This window comes from Maridesulfovibrio sp. (assembly GCF_963676065.1).
Taxonomy (GTDB): Bacteria; Desulfobacterota; Desulfovibrionia; order Desulfovibrionales; family Desulfovibrionaceae; genus Maridesulfovibrio.
Genome location: NZ_OY780933.1, coordinates 3,217,407 through 3,233,190, shown reverse-complemented (window position 1 = coordinate 3,233,190; position 15,784 = coordinate 3,217,407). Strand labels below are relative to the sequence as shown.

At 46.1% G+C, this 15,784-nt stretch carries 16 protein-coding genes, 2 tRNA genes, 1 other RNA gene and 1 riboswitch; of the genes, 8 read left to right on the top strand and 11 right to left on the bottom strand.

Going from position 1 to position 15,784, the window contains the following annotated elements; all coding sequences use genetic code 11:
* Window positions 1-94 precede the first annotated feature (94 nt).
* On the bottom strand, window positions 95-457 hold the full coding sequence (locus ACKU35_RS14490; RefSeq protein WP_319760208.1) for a hypothetical protein: 363 nt from the start codon (window positions 455-457) through the stop codon (window positions 95-97).
* Window position 458: 1 nt separating this feature from the next.
* Window positions 459-887, bottom strand: a complete 429-nt coding sequence (locus tag ACKU35_RS14485) for a hypothetical protein (protein WP_319760206.1) — start codon at window positions 885-887, stop codon at window positions 459-461.
* A gap of 223 nt (window positions 888-1,110) precedes the next feature.
* Here ACKU35_RS14485 and ACKU35_RS14480 point away from each other — a divergent pair.
* Together ACKU35_RS14480 and ACKU35_RS14475 are read left to right on the top strand one after the other, a co-directional pair.
* A tRNA-Ser gene (locus ACKU35_RS14480) sits at window positions 1,111-1,200 on the top strand.
* Between the two features lie 151 nt (window positions 1,201-1,351).
* Complete coding sequence (locus tag ACKU35_RS14475; protein WP_319760204.1) at window positions 1,352-1,621, top strand: hypothetical protein; 270 nt, start codon at window positions 1,352-1,354, stop codon at window positions 1,619-1,621.
* A 104-nt stretch (window positions 1,622-1,725) separates the two neighbouring features.
* Here the strand turns inward: ACKU35_RS14475 and ACKU35_RS14470 are convergent.
* Both ACKU35_RS14470 and ACKU35_RS14465 read right to left on the bottom strand, forming a co-directional pair.
* A protein-coding gene (locus ACKU35_RS14470; protein ID WP_319759405.1) for an IS3 family transposase occupies window positions 1,726-2,960 on the bottom strand; the annotation gives its coding sequence in 2 pieces (ribosomal slippage) (window positions 1,726-2,606 and window positions 2,606-2,960; 1,236 coding nt in all).
* Between the two features lie 99 nt (window positions 2,961-3,059).
* Window positions 3,060-3,136, bottom strand: a tRNA-Pro gene (locus ACKU35_RS14465).
* A gap of 235 nt (window positions 3,137-3,371) precedes the next feature.
* Here ACKU35_RS14465 and ACKU35_RS14460 point away from each other — a divergent pair.
* A complete protein-coding gene (locus tag ACKU35_RS14460) occupies window positions 3,372-4,766 on the top strand; it encodes a hypothetical protein (RefSeq protein WP_319760202.1) in 1,395 nt (464 codons plus the stop codon).
* Window positions 4,767-4,837: 71 nt separating this feature from the next.
* Here the strand turns inward: ACKU35_RS14460 and ACKU35_RS14455 are convergent, their stop codons facing one another.
* Complete coding sequence (locus tag ACKU35_RS14455) at window positions 4,838-5,011, bottom strand: hypothetical protein (protein ID WP_319760200.1); 174 nt, start codon at window positions 5,009-5,011, stop codon at window positions 4,838-4,840.
* Window positions 5,012-5,548: 537 nt separating this feature from the next.
* On the opposite strand from ACKU35_RS14455, the gene ACKU35_RS14450 reads away from it, so the two are divergent.
* Both ACKU35_RS14450 and ribB read left to right on the top strand, forming a co-directional pair.
* A complete protein-coding gene (locus tag ACKU35_RS14450) occupies window positions 5,549-6,100 on the top strand; it encodes a hypothetical protein (RefSeq protein ID WP_319760198.1) in 552 nt (183 codons plus the stop codon).
* Between the two features lie 124 nt (window positions 6,101-6,224).
* Window positions 6,225-6,378: riboswitch (FMN riboswitch) on the top strand.
* 104 nt (window positions 6,379-6,482) lie between these two features.
* Window positions 6,483-7,136: a 3,4-dihydroxy-2-butanone-4-phosphate synthase gene (gene ribB, locus ACKU35_RS14445; RefSeq protein ID WP_319760196.1), complete on the top strand. Its 654-nt coding sequence runs from the start codon at window positions 6,483-6,485 to the stop codon at window positions 7,134-7,136.
* Window positions 7,137-7,275: 139 nt separating this feature from the next.
* Here the strand turns inward: ribB and ACKU35_RS14440 are convergent, their stop codons facing one another.
* On the bottom strand, window positions 7,276-7,677 hold the full coding sequence (locus tag ACKU35_RS14440; protein ID WP_319760194.1) for a cupin domain-containing protein: 402 nt from the start codon (window positions 7,675-7,677) through the stop codon (window positions 7,276-7,278).
* Between the two features lie 224 nt (window positions 7,678-7,901).
* On the opposite strand from ACKU35_RS14440, the gene ffs reads away from it, so the two are divergent.
* From ffs to ACKU35_RS14425, 3 genes are all read left to right on the top strand, one after another.
* An RNA gene (gene ffs / locus ACKU35_RS14435) (signal recognition particle sRNA small type) lies at window positions 7,902-7,997 on the top strand.
* 146 nt (window positions 7,998-8,143) lie between these two features.
* Window positions 8,144-8,614 carry a rhodanese-like domain-containing protein gene (locus ACKU35_RS14430; protein ID WP_319760192.1) on the top strand — a complete coding sequence of 157 codons (471 nt, stop codon included), beginning with the start codon at window positions 8,144-8,146 and terminating at the stop codon, window positions 8,612-8,614.
* Window positions 8,614-9,027, top strand: coding sequence for a MauE/DoxX family redox-associated membrane protein (locus ACKU35_RS14425; RefSeq protein ID WP_319760190.1), 414 nt, complete (start codon window positions 8,614-8,616; stop codon window positions 9,025-9,027). The genes ACKU35_RS14430 and ACKU35_RS14425 overlap by 1 nt, the downstream gene beginning before the upstream one ends.
* A 105-nt stretch (window positions 9,028-9,132) precedes the next feature.
* Here the strand turns inward: ACKU35_RS14425 and gatA are convergent, their stop codons facing one another.
* The 5 genes from gatA to grpE all read right to left on the bottom strand — a co-directional run bounded on the left by gatA (window position 9,133) and on the right by grpE (window position 15,760).
* On the bottom strand, window positions 9,133-10,596 hold the full coding sequence (gene gatA, locus ACKU35_RS14420) for an Asp-tRNA(Asn)/Glu-tRNA(Gln) amidotransferase subunit GatA (protein ID WP_319760188.1): 1,464 nt from the start codon (window positions 10,594-10,596) through the stop codon (window positions 9,133-9,135).
* A gap of 24 nt (window positions 10,597-10,620) precedes the next feature.
* On the bottom strand, window positions 10,621-10,914 hold the full coding sequence (gatC, locus tag ACKU35_RS14415; protein WP_319760185.1) for an Asp-tRNA(Asn)/Glu-tRNA(Gln) amidotransferase subunit GatC: 294 nt from the start codon (window positions 10,912-10,914) through the stop codon (window positions 10,621-10,623).
* Window positions 10,915-10,996: 82 nt separating this feature from the next.
* On the bottom strand, window positions 10,997-13,036 hold the full coding sequence (locus ACKU35_RS14410; RefSeq protein ID WP_319760183.1) for a penicillin-binding protein activator: 2,040 nt from the start codon (window positions 13,034-13,036) through the stop codon (window positions 10,997-10,999).
* A 138-nt stretch (window positions 13,037-13,174) separates the two neighbouring features.
* Window positions 13,175-15,094 carry a molecular chaperone DnaK gene (gene dnaK / locus ACKU35_RS14405; RefSeq protein ID WP_319760181.1) on the bottom strand — a complete coding sequence of 640 codons (1,920 nt, stop codon included), beginning with the start codon at window positions 15,092-15,094 and terminating at the stop codon, window positions 13,175-13,177.
* An 87-nt stretch (window positions 15,095-15,181) separates the two neighbouring features.
* Window positions 15,182-15,760 carry a nucleotide exchange factor GrpE gene (gene grpE, locus ACKU35_RS14400; protein ID WP_319760179.1) on the bottom strand — a complete coding sequence of 193 codons (579 nt, stop codon included), beginning with the start codon at window positions 15,758-15,760 and terminating at the stop codon, window positions 15,182-15,184.
* Window positions 15,761-15,784: the final 24 nt, after the last annotated feature.

Genomic DNA, 15,784 nt, shown 5'->3' with positions numbered 1-15,784 from the left:
AATCAGCCTGCGTGGAAAACAATTTGAAATGTAAACGGCGAAGGTTAATCAAGAACAGCTAGGTGCGCATCGGACAAATGAGCTGATTTTTAAGTTAATGCACATCCTTCAGCTCTGCTACAACCTCATTTACAGCGCGGTTAAAAAGCTTCATGACCTGACCCTCAGTCTGGGGACGGCCTTTCTTAAATATAAAGATGGGAACAGCTTTGTTTTTCTTTTCAGAGTAAAAGTAGAAGAGCCGCAAACCTTTGCGTGGCGAGATACGGAGAATTCTGATTGATACCCTGATCTTACGTAAGGCAATTTTGCCGCTGCCCCTATAAACCACTCCGCGTGTGGGGCGTTTTAAGATTTTCTTTTTGGCTCGTTTTATGTCCCGTTTGGCTTGTGGATATTTTTTGAGCAGATGTTTTTCGTAGCGCAGGTAGGCATTCGTTTCCTGAAGAGAAACCATATTAAAGGACCTCTTCAAGTTCGCTGAGCGAGTTCTGGATTTCAGGGTCCAAAGCAAGTGAGAGGTCGAGGACCAGATCATTCCAGTCCAGCACCGGTCCGGTGAGTCTGCGTCCTGCCCAGCGGGCAAAGGGCGATGGCAGGGTGCAGAGTCGTATGTGGGTTTCGGTCAGTTTCTCTTTGAGCTGGACAGCTTTCTGCAGAACTTCTGCACATTGGGAATCTGCGGAAATATGGCAGGAAGCTTCATGCCAGTCCTTGGAGAAATTGTGGATGACAATCCGGCTAAGGCTTTTGATCACGAAAAGAGTTTTTATCGTCCAGTAGAGTTTAACACTCTTTGTGGATGTTGCATGTACGGTTTCATGCAGGATATTGATTCGTTCGGAGAATGAATCCAGTGTGCGGGTATTGCAGGAACATTTACTCATTTTTTAAGCCTTCACCTGATTGATTTATTCAGCTTAAATTAGAGCAGTGATGGATTTTTTTCAAGAGAATCTCCGAATTAATCCCGGTAGCATTCAGCAATATGTTTAATGGCATTGTGGTGTCTGATTTTTATAACCTCCCTTAATTTAAACTTAATATGATGTATTTTGTAAATAATCTTGCCAAATAAGGGCTATTTAGCTAGAAACTATTCTCCCAAGCGGAGAGGTGTCCGAGTCCGGCTTAAGGAGCACGCCTGGAAAGCGTGTATAGTTAACGCTATCGGAGGTTCGAATCCTCTCCTCTCCGCCAGCTTGAATTTACAAAGCCCCTTGCAACGTTAGTTGCGAGGGTTTTTTTATGGTTGATATTGTTTCATACCCTTTAAGGCGGCAATTTGACTTTCCACCCTACAGGTCTATGATGAAAAAATTCTTATATCTAATAAAAAAAGGAAAATATAATGATTTTACCCGGAATGGCTAAAGATGAAGTGACACTGGTAAAGCCGGACGGTGCGCGCATCGAAGGGCTCAAGGCGATTGTGTCCATGCGCAGGGTCGTTACTTTTCATACTGATATTGATATTGAGCCTAAGGATATTCTGCTCAAGAAGTGTGCTGATGAAGGGCAGGAAGCTTATCTGGTGCTTGATCCCAAATTACATAGGGCTGAAGACGGAATCCCGGAAAATTATCAGATTGCGGTTCGCAGAGTGGAAGTGCCTGAATAAGTCTTGGTCGGAATGTCTTTAAATTAAAAAAGCCGTGGATTCGTCCACGGCTTTTTTTTTATTGCTTGAGCCGTCCTAAAATAGATTGACGGTTAATTGGTTTACTACAGGGCTGTGGGGGTACCCCCACAGCCCTGTTTATGTATTTGGTTCGGTGTTTTCATTTTCAAACTAAGATGAGGACGTTCAGAATTATATATTTCAATAGACTCTTTTACGAGTGAATTTAACTCATCAAAACTAGTGCATTTAAACACCAAAAATTCTTGTTTTAAAATTCCATTTATACGTTCAGCTAACGCATTTTGGTAACAATCATACCCATCTGTCATAGATGGGACCATTTCGGCTTTCTTGAGCTTGTTTTGATAAATGGACGATGCGTACTGCAATCCACGATCTGAATGGTGGATTGTTTTGTTTCGCGTTTTTCGGTTTTTGATAGCCATATCTAAAGCTTTAGCGGTCCCTTCGGCACTAAGATCAGAACTCAAATTGTGACCTACAATTTTTCTGCTAAAAGAGTCTGTAATTAGTGATAGATAGTATGTTTTATTTAACGTTTTTACGTAAGTTATATCACTAACAAAGACTTCTTCTGAATACTGAGGCTTAAACTCCTTCAATAAATTAGGATGTTTTTTGAGCCAATGCTTTGAATTTGTAGTTTTTGTGTAATTTTTTCTTGTTTTTATCAGTAAATGCTCTCTGCGCAATAATGCGAAAAAGGCATCCCGTCCAAGCTTGATTCCACGAGCTACAAATTTCTCACGCAATAAAAAATAAAGCTTACGCGTTCCCAGCCGAGGCATTCTGGCCCGCAGACTCAAAACAAGTTTCTTTACTTCTTGGAACTGTTTTTCCCGTACCTTATGGCGTTTTTCAGCCTGATATATCGATTGCCGACTCACCCCGAGCTGTCTACAGCAAGCAGATAAACTTATTTGCTTTGTTTCCTGAAGACCTCGTGCAGCTCGGGGGTAAGTTTTTTTCTTATGGAAGTACCCAGTTCTCTGTCAGAAATATCAATCATTTCGTTGAGAAGCATAGTTTTGATCTTCTCTTCCTGAAGCTCTTTTTCAAGACGCTTGATCTTTTGTGCTGGAGTCTCTTTAGATTTTGGCATTCTTTTCAGATGTACCATAGGTTTGCTCCAGTCAAGGGTTCCGTGCTTTCTCAGCCAGACTAAAACAGTGCTGCGGCCTTGAATCCCGTATGTCTTTTGGGCTTGCTTGTAGGTCATTTCGCCTTCTTCTACCATCGCAACAACCGCTAATTTAAAGCCCATTGTGTAATCGCGCTGACTTCGCCTTACTCTTTGACTTTCTTCCTTTTTCATAAAATAGGTCCTTTGGGTGTAAACCTATTTCAGGACGGGACAGCTGCTAAAAAGAAAAAAGCCACTGATTTCTCAGTGGCTTTTCGGGGTTCCTTCTTGTGGTCGGGATGAGAGGATTTGAACCTCCGACCCCTTGAACCCCATTCAAGTGCGCTCCCAGGCTGCGCTACATCCCGACTCAAGTGAAGATGTGTCTATTTGGATTCTGCGTAAGTGTCAACCTTAAAATTGAATTATTGTTTTTATATCTATTGGGTGCTTGTCCGGTTAAAAAGTAATAATATCGGTATCGCCTTGTAATGAAATAAAAAAATGGTTTCGGAGTTGAAAAAATAATTATTCAGGAATAGTGTTGCTTAAAGAGAGCTTACCTAAGAGTGTGGAGGGAATTTGCGTTATCTGGCTGTATTGATGTCAATTGTGCTACACGTTTTGAGCGTGTTTATTCTGGCTGATTTTGTACTGCAAAATTATGAGCCTGAGGATACATTTGACGTTGAGCTGGTTACGCTATCAGATACTAAGATTTGTAAGGAAGATGCTGCCTCAGTTACGGCTTCCACTCATTCCAAAAAAATACTTAATCCCGAACTTCCCAAAAAAATGAGAAAGAGCAGGAATAAACCTGCCGTTCGTTCCTCTGATATCAGACAGACTGGAGTCCATGTAGATTCAGCCGGAAGACCGGAGAAGGTTCGTGTAGCGCAAGATCAAAAAGTAACTGAAAATGTGGTGAAGCCCGCAACCGCACATCGCAATTACCCGCATATTGAAACCGGTACTTCTTCTGATCCTGATGCGATTGTGCTACGGCAGGGTAAAGGCGTTACGGTCGGAAATTCAACTATGGTCCTTAAGAGGGGCTCTGAAGCGCGTTCTTTATCTTCTCTGGCGGCCTATAGCTTTGCGGAGAATGATTTCAGGGGACACTACGAAACCTTCACAGGACGCCAGATTGTCATCATAGACGGGCGTTCAGAGTATGGCAGGCTGATCCTGCATGATCGCAAGACCGGTTTGACCAGAAAATTGAAGAAATCCGAGTTTGGAGAGTTTATTTATACCTACGGGCCTTCATTTAATGAAGATGAACCGGTCAAAGGTTCAGTGGTCTTTTTACCGGGTGATGAGCACTGGATTCACCGTTTTATGTGGATGCCGGAGGGAGCACCTGCCGAATATCCGATTAAAGGGCGCGTGGACGCTATTCCGGACAGCAAGGAAAATGATGATACTGATTTGTTTTTGCCGGCGGCAAAGGGGCGGTATCCGGCCATTGTTCTAGCCGGATACGGAGTGGATATCCCCGAAGGTGAATTTGCCGAGGTTGCAAGGCATCTTTCCGGAAAAGGTTTTGTGGTCCTTTGTGTTGATAGTTTAAGTTCCGGTGAATTAAATAGGGCTTATGAAAAACTTAAAGAATATCCGAAAGTTGATTTGCAACGGGTCGGGGTTTGGGCCAGATGTTACGGGGCCAAAAAAATGCCCCGCATGGACTTGCCTGCAGGGCTTTTTACATTTGTCATTCTGACAATAGACCACCCGGAAGAGGGACTATTTCCAGAAAGGATTGCGTCTGCTCTTGCCGACGGTGTACCGACTTTCATCGGTTTCAGGGGAGTCAGCGACGACTGGAAGAAAGCGTTGCCTGTGATACTAACCGGATTCCAGTCTGCCCCCCATCAAATCGTCATGATTGATGATACTTCTTCCAATGAGGAAGGCTTGGGGACAGACCAAGGTTGGATCGATTGTATTTCCGGCGATTTTGTCAGCAGTATTTCCGCCTGGCTTGATTCAAACTAGTCAGACGCTTTAAATTATTGCGGAATATGTAACTGCTATTTGCGAGTGAGTAAGAGATAGAGGTGTAGGACTTAGTCCTGAGCGTCTTCCACTTTGGGAGTAGAAGAACTGTTCTTTTCCTGTTCATCCAGAGACTTGACCATGGCGGCAATGTGCTTGCTTACAGAACGATACTTTTGAGGGTTGTTCTTTTCCAATTTTTTCAAGGCATCCGGAGTCTCTTCAATAGTGCTGTGTTTGTTCATAAAAACCTCCTATACGGTTTAGCCGCGGCTACGTTCGTCTTGAGATTTTCCAGCCCGAATCAACAAAGACATAATACACTTTTTTTTGCGTTTGTCTAGAGTCCACTGATACGGAAAAAAACGGTGATGTCATTCTATATTTGATGAAAAAAATTTATACCGCTTTTGTAGGTGTATAAGATTTATATGGGAGTGTGTGAATTTTGTAACAATCATAATTTTTATGCTTCTGCATTGAGATTTGATGTATATCCGTCTTTTTAGAGAGTGAAACTGACGAATTATATTGTTAGAACATAAATTTAAGAGAAAAATGTTCATTCTATCATATTAAAAATAATCAATGCTATTTGTGGAATAGTCTCATATTTCTTAATCATGGAAAATCATTGTTTTATGTAGATAAGTTCCAGATTTTGTCGTATGGACAAATCAGGTGCAAATTGAAGTTCGATCGAAATCCTGATTGTAGACTTGATCATTTTTGTGTATCAGTCCTTTTCACGAAACTAGACAAGCAAAATACTGGAGGAAGGAATGAGTAATCCTAAAGAGTTCATTTTATATAGCGGCGGTGCTTCCGGCACAGAAAGCGAATTCGGAGTGAATGCTGAAAAGTACGGACTTCAGGAAGTTAACTATAGTTTTGAAGGCCATCAGAATGCCCGTCAGCGTGGTTTGCGGGTCCTTACTGAAAAGGAACTTGAAAGCAAGGACGTAAGTCTTACTTATGTCTCCAAATTGATGAACCGCAACTTCACCCGTGCCCCGATTTTTCGCAAGGTCCTTCAGTCAATCTGCTGGCAGGTTAATAGCGGACACGAAATTTTCATAATCGGTAATATCCTTGAAGATGGCACTGTAAAAGGTGGAACCGGATGGGGAGCTGAGTTTGCGAAAATATGCAACAAGCCCCTGTATGTGTTTTCTCAGGATAAAAACTGCTGGTTCTGCTGGGAAAAAGAGAAATGGGCCGAATGTGACGCACCGAAAATTACTCACAGGCATTTTACCGCCACCGGAACCCGTTTCCTTGAAGAGTCCGGTAAAAAGGCCATTGAAAAGCTTTTTGAAGACAGTTTTAAATAGTCTTTTGGTATAGGCATAATTTTTAAACACCCCGTTCCGGTTGGAGCGGGGTGTTTGCTTTTGCTTGGATTTAAGTAAAAAATACCCTTGACTAACTTGCGGTTTTATAAGTAGAAAAAATTATCTTAATTCTCAGGGCGGGGTGTAATTCCCCACCGGCGGTGACTCTTTAAGTTTTAAAGACAGCCCGCGAGCGCCTTTTCAATTGGTGAAAAGGGTCAGCAGATCCGGTGCAATTCCGGAGCCGACGGTTATAGTCCGGATGAAAGAGAGTGAGACAGTCTTATCGCAGGTGGCCTTCCCTACACTTGCGCGCTGTTCCATTGTGGACAGCTGTCTATTCTATCGCCCTGATTCTGGTCTCGAAATTTGGAGATTTACCATGAATCAGAATTTGTTATCCCAGTATGGAACCCCTGTAGAGAGGGTGGAAAAAGGTCTTCAGGCATTGCGTGAAGGTCGAGGCATTCTTGTGAGCGACAACGAAGATCGCGAGAATGAAGGCGATCTTATCTTTTCCGCGGAAAAATTAAGTGATGCGCAGATGGCAATGATGATCCGCGAATGCAGCGGTATCGTCTGCCTTTGCCTGACCGAGGAAAAGCTTGATCAGCTCGGTCTGCCTATGATGGTTGAGTCCAACTCTAGCCGTTATCAGACCGGCTTCACTGTTACTATCGAAGCCGCTGAAGGCGTTACTACCGGAGTTTCCGCAGCAGACCGCGTGACTACCGTAAAGGCTGCAATTGCTGAAGGTGCCACAGCTGACGATCTGCATAAACCCGGACATGTCTTCCCTCTGCGCGCACGTGCAGGCGGTGTCCTTGAACGCGGCGGACACACTGAAGCAACTGTGGATATGATGAGTCTGGCAGGGCTCAGTCCTTGCGGCGTTCTTTGCGAACTGACCAACCCGGACGGGACAATGGCAAGATTGCCTGAGATCGTAGACTTCGCTCAGAAGCACGATATGCCTGTGCTGACTGTAGATGACATAATTAATTATAGAATTCAGATTGCTAAAAAAGCATCATAGTGTATAGTTAAGTCAAATAGTTTCTGGAATTGACACTATAAATCATGATTCAAACCGGCAAATTGAATCAACACCGACTATTTAAAAAAAAGGCCCGCCTTGATACTGAGCGGGCCTTTTTTTATATTAAAGCAAAAGGTTATTTTTCATACACGCAGCCGATACAGCAGAGAAATGTAGCTTCTTCTGTATCGCTTAAATTGCGCATGCCGTGCGGTTCCATGCATTCGGAGAATACGAAGTCGCCGGGGCCGCATATTTTGCTTTCAACGGCTTCATCGGTGTCCGGGTCGTATGTGAAACATTCGAACTGACCTTTTTCCACGTAAACGGTCTGGAGGTAGAAGTGGTTGTGGGCCGGAATTTCCCCGCCCGGTTCAACTGTAAAGTGGCGCAATCCATATTCCGGCTGTCCGTTAGAATCTTCACCAGCTTTGGAAAGCCAGCGGATAGTAACGCCTTTCACTGGGTAGTCTTTGTCTTTGTAGCCTATTTGCTTAACTTTGATGCCTTCGACATCTTTTACATTTTTAGCGTTCATATGTTCTCCATGCATGTTATTGATTTCTATGATTGCTCGGTTCATTTAAGCAGAAACAAGGAGCGAGATAAAGTGGCAAGTTTTCATTTTTTTTGCCAATAAGTGGGCTGAGCGTTCTTTTTTAGGAAAATTTTAAAATAAATTGTAATTATGAGCGATAAGGCTTGACAATTCCGGCAGGAATAAATAGGTATTTCACCTCGTCGCAACGACGAAGTCTTAAAACAGAGAGGCCGGATGGCGGGTGCGCTGTGAACCCCGTCAGGTCCGAAAGGAAGCAGCGGTAACGGTTTATCCCGGGTGTCCGGTCTCGCTGAAAGAAGGGTGTGTTCTTATGAACACACCCTTTTTTAGTTTATATAGCGTGGTTCCGGACTTGCAATTCTGCTTGAAACCGTGCACTCATTTCATATTGTTACTGATTATTCGAGCTGGATAACTACAAATTAAAAATTAGGCTACGGTAATGAAGTTTGGTAAAATGACTGGTTTTTTGGTCAAAGTTATATTGATATGCGCTCTTTCCGGGGGGCTGGCGGTTGTTTTCAATTCCGCCCGTCCCGAACCGTATACTTTTGCGGAATTGGGGCATGCCCAGCCTCCTGAAATAAAAGAAATTAATACCTTGCAATTGACTGAGAACTTTGCACCTGAAAAGTATACTTTTGTAGATGCCCGCAGTGATACGGATTATTCTATGGGGCACATTCCTAAAGCAGTAAGCATCCCTTCCTGGGCGATCAAAGATGAACTTCTCGAAAAGGCTGCTTTGGTGGATAGGAAGCGTCCTGTGATTGTATATTGTGACGGGCTTTCCTGTGGAAAAAGTCGCATCGTAGCCAAAAAGCTTTTGGCGTTGGGATACAGGGATATTACAGTTTTTACTGACGGTATAGATGGTTGGATTGGAGCCGGAATGGATCTGGAGGCTGACTAATGAATTTTAAATCATTCCCCCGTATTGTTCTCGGAATTGTTTTTATTGTTGCCAGTTTGGATAAGATTGTCGATCCGCTGGCTTTTGCCGAGATCGTTAAAAATTATCAGTTATTGCCGGAAATTATGATCGGCCCGCTTGCCTTTTTTCTGCCCTGGCTTGAATTTGTCTGCGGGGCCATGCTGATCTGCGGAGTCTTCGTAGATGCGGTTGCCACTATACTTACGGGCATGCTGCTGGTCTTTATAGCAGCTCTCTCAGCGAATCTTTTTCGCGGGATAGATGTAGCCTGCGGCTGTTTTTCTACCGATGTTTCCAGTGTGTCTGATATGCAGATTACGATAGCCCGGGACGTTGTGCTGCTCTTTTTTGCATGGTTGACTTTCAGATTCAGGAAGGTCGATATTATTTAAAATTTCTTAATTTTATAATAGAATGTTTTTTCGCGGTTCTTAAAAGAGAAGCCCCATACTCGCATGAGTATGGGGCTTCTCTTTTTATGTGTAATTTATTTAGCTTTACATTTTCACCTTAGGCAGCTGCGGAAGGTTCTTTTCAAGGATGTGTGCGGTCTGCAGCATGGTCTTTTCGTCGAAAGCAGGAGCCATGAACTGAAGGCCTACAGGCATGTTGGATTCTTTACCGAATGCAACAGGCAGGGACATGCCCGGCATTCCTACAAGGTTGAGTGAAATAGTAAAGATATCCTGCAGATACATCTGCAAGGGATCAGAGGTCAGGTCACCTACCGGGAATGCTGTTGTGGGGCATACCGGACCGGCTATGAGGTCGCATGATTCAAATGCTTTATTGAAGTCCTGCTGCAGCAATCTGCGAATCTGTGCGGCCTTGCGGTAGTATGCATCGTAGTAACCGGCTGAAAGTACGTAGGTTCCGATGATGATGCGGCGTTGCACTTCATCACCGAATGCCTCGGTGCGTGATTTGGTGTAAAGCTCAGCTAGATCTTCAGGGGATTCGGTGCGGTGACCGAAACGAACTCCGTCGAAACGTGACAGGTTGGAACTGGCTTCAGCCATTGCGATGATGTAGTAGGTGGCAATGGCGTATTCGGTCATGGAAATTTTAACCGGAACTGTTTTGGCACCCAGTTCTTCCGCCTTGGTGATAGCAGAGCGGCATGCCTCGGCAACTTCATCTGAAAGTCCTTCTCCCCAGTATTCATCAGGCAGGCCGATGGTCAGGCCGGAAAGATCTTTGCGTTCATCAAGGGCGGCGACAAAGTCTTCCATTGGTTTTTCTGCGGAAGTTGAATCGCGTTGGTCATGACCGCCGATAACATTAAGAACTCTGGCGGCGTCTTCAACGGTTCTGGTCATCGGTCCGATCTGGTCAAGGGATGAACCGTAAGCGATCAGTCCGTAACGGGAAACACGGCCATAGGTGGGCTTAACGCCTACACAACCGCAAAATGACGCAGGAAGACGGATGGAACCACCAGTATCGGTGCCCAGAGCTGCGTAGCATTGACCGGCTGCGATGGTTGCACCTGATCCGCCGGAAGAACCGCCGGGTACGCGTTTGGCGTCCCAGGGGTTGGTGGTAGTCTGGTATGCGGAGTTCTCAGTGGTTGAACCCATTGCGAACTCATCCATGTTGGCCTTGCCGACGATGATTGCGCCGGCTTCTTTAAGTTTGGCTACTACAGTTGAATCGTAGAATGGAGTGAAATTTTCCAGAATCTTGGAACCTGCGGTAGTGGGAACGCCTTTGGTGGTAATTGCGTCCTTGACGACAACCGGAACACCCCAGAGTGGCTTGGATGCATCCGGTCCTGCGGCGTCCATTTCTTCCGCCTGTTTAAGGGCTTCTTCGTTGCAGGTGGCCAGCAGGGCCTTGGTTACCGGTTCGGTTTTTTCTATCTGCTCAAGGCATGCTTTAACAGCTTCTGTTGTTGTCGTTTCCTTGGCCTGCAGCATGGCTTGGATTTCAGTGAGCGATTTTTCTATTAATGAGGACATATTTTAATCCGTATGGGCTTTAAGTTATACTATGCGGGGAACAACGAAATACTGACCGTCTGAGTCCGGGGCATTGGAAAGGACTTCTTCTCTGGTATGTTCCTTCTTGACTTCATCCTTGCGCAGCACAGTGGTATTTTCCACCGGGCTGAACATGGGTTCTACTTCGGAAGTGTCTATTTCGTTTAATTTGTCCATGTATGTGAGGATGTTATTTAGCTGGCCTGCAAATAACGCGGTTTTTTCTGCTGATAAATCAAGTCTTGCAAGGCGTGCCACACGGGCAACTTCCTCTAAATTGAGTTTTTCGTCACTCATGAATTTCTCCTTTTGCGGAATCTTTTCTTATTGATCTAAATTCTTGTCTCTGTATCCGATTGCGCCGGATACGCGGAGGTAATTATTGTTCTGCTTTCTTCGCTTCCTGCTCCGCCTGATTCTCTTCCCAGGCTTTAACGCGGGCTTCTCGTCTTGCTTTGGCCTTAGCCAGGGTCGTGCTTATAAGCTTTGCGTCGATGCGGGTTTTACCGTTCTGTTCAGGACGGAACAGGTAGAGTTTCTGGCTGGCATGTCCTTGTGCATCCCAGCTTATGGGAGCGAGGCTGAAATCCATATGTTCTGCTTCGCTGATGCGGGCATTAACTGTTTGGGCTGTCCAGCCTTGGGAAAATGTACCGAGGCGTCCTGCGAATTTGATGAAATCATAGCCCAGTGCAATCCAGAAATCAGGAGTGCCGAGACCTTCTCGATTCATCACTTCTTTAAGACGTCCTGCGCCGTCGCTTGCGGACCACCATGCCCCGGGAGCTACGGTCAGGCGCAGATTACGGGCTTCAACATCACGGGCTGAGTTCAGTGCCTGACTCCAGAGCTCAGGTCCGAGGAATACGAGGGTATCCGCTTCATGAAAAAAGAAGTGCGGGATCAGCAATTGTGCCTGATGCCATGTGTCCGGTATAAAAACCGCACCGAAATCTGTTTCCGGCAGGGGAGCGTCCTCACCCAGCCCTTCGGCTTTATTCTGAGCCTTTTTCTGAGGAGCACGGACCAGCTTGCCGACGACTTTACCCCATTTGGGAAAATCCCGGGGAGGATATGATTCCATGCCGGTTATTTTTGCTCCGCGCATGGCAGCCATATCAAAGAATTTCTTGGACATCTGGCGTCCGAATTTTTCCTGCGGATAGAGAACAGCCAGTTTTGTGATGCCCAGATCATTAACAGCAAGGTCGAGGGAGGCACGGATCTGGTCTTCCGGGCTGGAAAAGAATCTCCAGACCTGCTTGCCTTCTTCAAGATCGCCCGGTTTGGCAAGGAAGGAGAAGGTTACTTTGTCCGCATAGGTTCCGGCCTGTTCCAGTTGTTTAAAAGCTTTTACGCTTATGGGACCACCAATGGTGGTGTACCAGGGAGGCAGGTTCTGAAGCCTTTCCACCCAATCGGGAGATTCGGTATTGATAACCTGCACGTCAACATCGAGCCCGGCTTTGGTCATTTCCCACTGGGCGGCGCTGGCACCGCGCACTATTTTCCACCCGTATTCCTGAAAACGACCTGAAATGGGAAGTACAAGAGCGATACCCACGCGTGGTATTCCGAGCTTCTCTTCAAGTTTATTCAGTATTCCGGTGAAGTAAGCCTTATCTTCAATCTGGCCGTTTTGGATGATTCCGGCCATGGCGCGCCATGACATAGGCCAGTATTCAGTATCTTCAGATTGGCGTACGGCCTTCTCGAAGATCAGCAGCTCATAGGGAAACTTCAAGTTGGATTCGGCAGGAACAAGAGAGGCCATGGCTGCGATTTCAGCCATGCTTTTTTCTTCAAGTCCTTTCATGAACCATTGCTCAAGCTCCTGCTTGTTGGAATCTTCGGGAGCGATGGCATAGAGCCTTTCAAGAGCGGCAAGAGATTCGGCATCCTGCTTCATGCCGGAAAGATTTTTCCCGGCAGCGGAGCGGATTTCCCATGACAGAAACGGATCTTCCATGGTCTGGGAAAGATGATCTCTCAACTTGGGAAAATCTTTTATGGCTGTGAGGGTCTCGAAATAGTATTTCTGCCAGACCGGCGAGTTTACCGCTTCATCCGAAAGTTTCTTCCATTGATCGAGACGGGCTTCGGCTTCGTGATAGTGGCCGGATTTGAAGGAGCTTACGGCCAGTCTTTCCGTTGCCGGAAGTATTACCTTCTCCGGTATGTCGCTTCGTTCCAGCAATCTGGTGTAGAAAAGTTCACTGGTGATATAATCCCGTGTTTTCCATGCCTTTTCCGCTTCACTGACCAGAGTCTGGGTGTTCATCGATTCCGTGGAAACGGTGGGGATTTTGACAGGCTGTTTTTGAAGTGAAACACAGCCTGATGCGGCAAAAATAAAAGTCGCCAACAGGACAACGGCAAAAATATTGTGTGAAAGGCGCGCGGCCTTATCTTTATTCATTGAGTTTTCCATGCAAAGTTTGTGGCCCATGAAAGTTAATTCGTCAAGGGAAGGCAAAAAAAATCCGGCCTTCCTGTAATCAAGGAAGGCCGGATTAAATTATACTTTACTTTTCAGCTATGCAAGTGCGTACGGGAATTATTTTTTTTCGTCTTTTACTTCGGTGAAGTCTGCATCGACTACATCTTCATCTGCGGAAGCTGCACCGGCATCTGCTGCGCCTTCAGGACCTGCTGCGCCTTCGGGGCCAGCCTGATTCTGCTGGGCGTAGAGCTGTTCAGCCAGTTTGTGGGAAGCCTGTGCCAGAGCATCTGTTGCCTGCTTGATGGCTTCAGGATCTTCAGATTCCAGAACCTTTTTGAGGTCTTCGCTTTTGGCTTCAATGTCAGCCTTGAGCTCTGCATCCACGTTTTCACCTACTTCACGCAGGGATTTTTCAGTGGTGTAGATCAGGGAATCAGCCTGATTGCGGGCTTCGATGAGCTCCTGCTTTTTCTTATCGTCTTCAGCGTGTGACTCAGCATCCTTGACCATCTTTTCGATGTCGTCTTCAGACAGGCCGGAAGAAGCGGTGATCTGGATGGACTGTTCTTTACCGGTGCCCATGTCTTTTGCGGAAACGTTTACAATGCCGTTGGCGTCGATATCAAAGGTAACTTCAACCTGAGGTACGCCGCGGGGAGCTGCGGGAATTCCGGTCAGCTCGAAACGTCCGAGAGTCATATTGTCAGCAGCCATGGGGCGCTCACCCTGCAGAACGTGGATGGACACAGAGGGCTGGTTGTCAGCCGCTGTGGTGAACACCTGACTCTTGCGGGTCGGGATGGTGGTGTTTCTTTCGATAAGATTGGTGAAAACACCGCCCATGGTTTCGATACCCAGAGACAGAGGAGTAACATCAAGCAGGAGTACATCTTTTACGTCACCGGCGAGGATACCACCCTGAATGGATGCGCCCATTGCTACAACTTCGTCCGGGTTAACGGAACGGTTGGGTTCTTTACCGAAGAATTCCTGAACCTTCTGCTGTACCAGAGGCATACGGGTCATACCGCCGACGAGGATAACTTCATCAATATCAGCTGCGGTGAGTCCTGCGTCTTTCAGTGCTTTCTGACAGGGAGCCTTGGTGCGGTCAACAAGGTCGGAAACCAGTTTTTCCAGCTTGGCGCGGGAAATCTTGACCATCAAGTGTTTGGGGCCGTTCTGGTCAGCGGTGATGAAGGGCAGGTTGACTTCAGTCTCCATGGAAGTGGAGAGTTCTTTCTTTGCCTTTTCACCGGCTTCTTTCAAGCGCTGAAGAGCCATGCGGTCGCTTGCGAGGTCAATGCCGTTTTCACGTTTGAACTCATCTACGAGGTAGTGGATTACAGCGTTGTCAAAGTCTTCACCGCCGAGGAAAGTGTCACCGTTGGTAGCGCGTACTTCAACGACATTGTCACCTACTTCGAGGATGGAGATATCGAAGGTACCGCCACCGAGGTCAAATACCGCGATCTTTTCGTTGGCTTTTTTGTCAAAGCCGTAAGCGAGAGATGCTGCAGTAGGTTCGTTAATGATACGTTTTACTTCAAGACCGGCAATGCGTCCTGCGTCTTTGGTTGCCTGACGCTGAGAGTCATTAAAATATGCGGGTACGGTGATAACTGCTTCGGAAACAGGTTCGCCGAGGTATGTTTCAGCATCTTTTTTGAGCTGCTGCAGGATGATGGCAGAAATTTCGGACGGGCTGTATTTCTTTCCTGCGATTTCAACCCATGCATCGCCACCTTTACCATCTACGATGGGGTAGGGGCAGTGTTCGGACCATTTTTTTACTTCAGGAGTACTTACCTGACGGCCCATAAGACGTTTAATAGCGAATACGGTTTTTTCAGGGTTGGTAACAGCCTGACGTTTTGCGATTTCACCAACGAGGCGTTCGCTGTCAGTGAAGCCTACGATGGAAGGAGTAGTACGTCCGCCTTCTGCGTTGGAAACGCATTTGGGGTCTTTACCTTCCATAACATAAACACAGGAGTTGGTAGTTCCAAGGTCAATTCCGATAATTTTAGACATATATAAATTCCTCCAGATGTATTTTTTGTTTTACTGCATTATGATTTAAGTCCTGAATCCCGGTTGTAAAGAGGCCGGGTGCAAAAATCAGGATAATTTATTCACCATTACTTTTGCAGGGCGGATGACGCGTTCTTTCAGCACGTAACCGCGCTGCATGATTTGGGCGATGGATTTGTCGGGAATATCCGCAACCTGAGCCATGCCCATGGCTTCGTGAAAATTGGGGTCAAACTCATCTCCGACTTTACCCACAGCCTTAAGACCATGTTTGGCGAGGGTTTCCAGAAACATTTTTCTGGTCATGTCCACGCCGATTACGAAGTCTTTGCAGGCATCAAGATTCTGGGCATGGTCAAGGGCCAGATCAAGATTATCCAGAACGGGCAGTAAATCGGAAAGAATCGAATCCGCCGCGAATTTTTTCAATTCGGCAGTTTCGCGGGCGAGACGTTTCTTTATGTTTTCCGTTTCAGCCAGTGCGCGGAGACGTTCCTCTTTGGCTTCGCCCATCACATCGCATGCGGGGCATACGTGTTCACGGCAAAGAGCCTTGAGTTCCTCTTCGCTTAAAGTTACTTCATTTTCAGCTTCCGCGGTTTCTTCTGTTTCAGTAGCCGCGGTTTCCTGTTCATTCATTTCTTTATTATCTTCTTTTGCAGACATGGACTCTCCGGTGTCATAAATTAG